The sequence below is a fragment of the Streptomyces sp. NPDC002446 genome, from assembly GCF_053595675.1.
This window is the reverse complement of record NZ_JBSFYC010000145.1, coordinates 1-4,474: the sequence shown is the minus strand read 5'-3', so window position 1 is coordinate 4,474 and position 4,474 is coordinate 1. Positions and strand designations below refer to the sequence as shown.

2 protein-coding genes are annotated in these 4,474 nt (G+C 71.7%); both read right to left on the bottom strand.

The genetic code is table 11. The features are described from left to right. A partial coding sequence (locus ACWD6P_RS36735) for a type I polyketide synthase (RefSeq protein WP_451448563.1) occupies positions 1-1,405 on the bottom strand: 1,405 nt, incomplete at its 3' end. Between the two features lie 114 nt (positions 1,406-1,519). Next, positions 1,520-4,474, bottom strand: a 2,955-nt coding sequence (locus tag ACWD6P_RS36730) for an SDR family NAD(P)-dependent oxidoreductase (RefSeq protein WP_451448562.1), incomplete at its 5' end; no start/stop codon positions are given.

Below are 4,474 nucleotides of genomic sequence, written 5' to 3'. Positions count from 1 at the left end.
CATTGGTGCCACTGATCCCGAAGGACGAGACGCCCACCCGCCGCACCCGATCCGGCGACGACGGCCAGGCCCGCTCCTCCGTCAGCAGCTCCACCGCACCCGCCGACCAGTCGATACGGGGCGAGGGCTCGTCCGCATACAGCGTGCGCGGCAGCGTCGCCTCGCCCAATGCCATGATCATCTTGATGACGGAGGCAGCGCCGGCCGCCGCCTGGGTGTGACCGATGTTGGACTTCACCGAGCCGAGCCACAGCGGCCCCGCAGCCTCATCGCGACCCTGGCCATACGTCGCGATCAGCGCCTGCGCCTCGATCGGGTCACCCAGCGTCGTCCCCGTACCGTGCGCCTCCACCACATCCACCTGGTCCGGGGCGAGGCGTGCATTGGCCAGGGCCTGGCGGATGACGCGTTCCTGCGACGGGCCGTTGGGGGCCGTCAGGCCGTTGCTCGCACCGTCCTGGTTGATGGCGCTGCCTCGGATGACGGCGAGCACCGGGTGGCCGTTGCGCTGCGCGTCCGACAGCCGCTCCACGACGAGCAGGCCGACGCCCTCAGACAGCGCCGTACCGTCCGCGTCCGCCCCGAACGCCTTGACGCGTGCGTCCGGCGCGAGCCCCCGCTGCCTGCTGAATTCGATGTACGAAGCGGGCGAGGACATCACGGAGATGCCGCCGGCCAGCGCCATCGTGCAGTCGCCCTGCCGCAGTGCATGGCAGGCCAGGTGCAGTGCCACCAGCGACGACGAGCAGGCCGTGTCCACCGTCACCGCCGGGCCCTCCAGCCCGAACGTGTACGAGACCCGGCCCGACACCACGCTCGGCGTATTACCGATCCCGATGTGGCCCTCCGCCTCTTCCGGTACCTCGGGCAGACGGGTGGCGTAATCCTGGTAATTGGAGCCGACGAAAACGCCCGTACGCGAGCCGCGCAGCGACTGCGGGTCGATACCGGCCCGCTCGAACGCCTCCCACGACGTCTCCAGCAGCAGCCGCTGCTGCGGATCCATCGCCAGCGCCTCCCGCGGCGAAATCCCGAAGAATGCCGGATCGAATTCCGCGGCGTCGTGCAGAAATCCGCCCTCGCGTACGTATGACGTGCCCGAGCGCTCCGGGTCCGGGTCGTAGAGCGACTCGATGTCCCAGCCACGGTTGTCGGGAAAAGCGGTGATCGCGTCGCCGCCCTCGCGCACCAGTCGCCAGAGCTCCTCCGGAGACCGCACCTCACCGGGGAAGCGGCAGCTCATCGCCACGATGGCGATCGGCTCGTGGTCCTTTGCCTCCGCCTCGCTCAGCCGGCGCCGGGTCTGGCGCAGATCGTTGACCACGCGCTTGAGGTAGTCGCGCAGCTTTTCCTCGGTCATGTTCGGGTTGGCGGGGGAACCGGCGTGGGAATCGGGATTCGACATATTCGCCATCTGTGTCACGTCCTCGTACAGCCGAAAGTCAAGGGGCAGGGCAGCAGGCTCCGGATGCGGGCCAGGCTTCCCGGGATGGGGAAAGGCCGGATTCTCCGGCGGTCGTCAGAGGTCTCCGAATTCCTCGTCGATCAGCGCGAACATCTCCTCGTCCGAACCGGGGTCGAACTCCTCTTCTTCCACGGCGCTTTGTGCCTCGCTCCCGGTGGCACGGGTGTCCTCCCACCGCCAGAGCAGGGCCTGCAGGCGCGCCGCGACCTTGCTGCGTACGGAGTCGTCGGCGGCGACCTCGGAGAGGGCGGCTTCGAGCCGGTCCAGGTCCACCAGTACGGACGGTTCGGTCTCCGGGCCGTCCGGCACCAGTTCGGTGCGCAGCCGCTGCGCGAGCGCAGCGGGGGTCGGATAGTCGAAGACCAGGGTCGGGGCCAGCCGGAGGCCGGTTGCGCGCTTGAGCCGGTTGCGCAGTTCGACGGCGGTCAGCGAGTCGAGGCCGAGGTCCTTGAAGGCGCGGTTCGCCCGGACCTCGTCGGTGGAAGCGTGCCCCAGCACCGAGGCGGCCTGCTCCCGCACCAGTTCCAGCAGCAGCCGGTCCTGCTCCGACCTGCTCTCTCCGGCCAGCCGCTCGGCCAGTGTGCCGCCCGGCTCCTCGGTCGTCTCGGCACCGGCCGTCGCGAGCGAGCGGCGTACCGGCACATTGACATTGCGTACGACGCTGCGGAACAGGGCGGGCAGCGCTCCTGCCGCGGCCTGGGACCGCAGCTCGGCGGTGTCCAGGCGGGCGGGTACCACGACCGGCTCGCCGTCCTTCGCACCGTACGCGTACGCCGTGGCAGCGTCGAAGAGCGCCAGCCCTTCTGCGGCCGTCATCGGCGCGGCGCCGGCGCGGGACATCCGCACCAGATCGACGTCGCTGAGCCGTCCGGCCATTCCACTGCGCTGCTCCCACAGGCCCCACGCCAGCGATACGGCGGGCAGGCCGCGTTCGCGGCGGTGGCGGGCCAGTGCGTCCAGGAAGGCGTTGGCGGCCGAGTAGTTCGCCAGCCCGGCGCCGCCGAGCGTGCCGGAGAGCGAGGAGAAGAGCACGAATTCCGCCAGGTCCAGGTGCTCGGTGAGGGCGTGCAGATTCAGCGCGCCGTCGACCTTCGGCCGCAGTACGCGGTCGAGCCGCTCGGGGGTCAGCGAGTGGACCACTCCGTCGTCGAGCTCGGCCGCGGTGTGCACCACGGCGGTGAGCGGACGGTCGGCGGGGATCTCCGCCAGCACCTTCGCCAGCTCCTGGCGATCGGCGACATCGCAGGCCACGACCTCGACCGAGGCGCCCGCCCCGGCCAGCTCGGACAGCTCGGCCGCCAGCTCGGGCATACCGTCGGCGGCCAGGCCTCGGCGGCTGGTCAGCAGCAGGTGCCGGGCACCGCGTGCGACCACCAGATGGCGGGCGAGCAGGCGGGCGAGACCGCCGGACGCGCCGGTGACCAGCACCGTTCCGTTCCGGTTGAATCCGCTCCGGTCGACTCCACCGCCCACGGCTTCGGTGGCCGATTCGGCCCGGGTGTCGGCAGGCCGCGCGACGCGCACCAGTCGGGCCGCGGTGACCTCATCGCCACTGAGCCTGAGCTGCGGTTCGCCGGTGGCCACCGCCACCGCCACCGCGGCCGCCATCGTCTCCCACGAGTACGTCTCCGTCGGGTACGTCTCCTCCGCGTACATCTCCCTCGGGTCCGTCTCCTCCGGATAGGTCTCCCCTAGGTGCCGCTCTCCCGGCTGGTGCCAGGCATCGTCCCGTGCACCATCGGTCTCCAGCAGCACGAACCGCCCCGGATTCTCCACCTGCGCCGACCGGACGAGCCCCCACACCGGGGCCCCGACCAGGTCCTGCCGGGCCACGATCACCAGCCGTGACGCCTCGAACCGCTCGTCGGCCAGCCAGGCCTGCACCAGCTCCAGCGCACGGTGCGCCGCGCGACGGGCCGCGTCGGCGATGTCCTCGTCCGCCCCGACGCCGACCGGCAGCGGAGCGAAGACCAGCTCGGGAGTCTCCGCGCCGGTGGCGAGCGCTTCACCGAGCGTCGCCAGGTCCGCGTAAGCGTCCGGGCCGGTGCCCAGAACCACCCATCGGCCGACGGCCGGCGCGGTCTGGGGTACGGCCGGAGGTACAGCGACCGGGACCCAGTCGTAGCGGAAGAGCGAATCGTGGTGCGCCCTCGCGGCCGTCGCGAGTCCCTCGACTTCCGCTACTTGACGGAGCGTCAGGGAATCGACCGAGGCGACGACCTTCCCCTTGGAATCGGCGACGACGACGGACACGGCCTCGTCCCCCGCCTTGACCATGCGCACCCGCAGCGCGTCAGCACCCGTGGCGTGCAGACGCACCCCGCTCCACACGAACGGCCGCCGAGTACGCCCGGGGTCAGGATCCGCGAGCAGCGTGTCCAGACCGAGCGGCTGCAGTGCGGCGTCCAGCAGCACCGGGTGCAGGCCGAACGCCGCCGCATCCATGGCCACCTCCCCGGGCAGCTGGACCTCGGCGAACAGCTCATCACCGCGCCGCCAGACCGCCCGCAGCCCCTGGAAGGCCGGACCGTAGTCGACACCGAGGGCGGCCAGCCGCTCGTAGGCATCGTTCACCGGCACGGAGGCGGCATCGGCGGGGGGCCATGCGGTCAGGTCCGTCGGGGAGGCCGAGGCGGCCGCCGCGTCCGGAGCCGGGGCCGGATCCGGGGCAGGGGCAGGGGCCGGAGCCGGGGCCGGAGTCTCGGCGGGTGCCAGCGTGCCGGTCGCATGCCGCACCCACGGGCCCTCACCGTCCTCCGCGGCTCGCGAGTACAGACTCAGTGCCCGGCGTCCGGAGGCGTCGGGGGCGGCCAGGCCCAGCTGGAGGGCGACCCCGCCCCGCTCCGGAACGATCAGCGGAGCCTCCAACGTCAGCTCCTCCACCACCCCACAACCAGCCTCATCACCAGCCCGAACCGCCAACTCCACAAACGCCGTACCCGGCAACAACACCGTCCCCGCCACCGCATGATCCGCCAACCACGGATGCGACCTCAGCGACAACCGCCC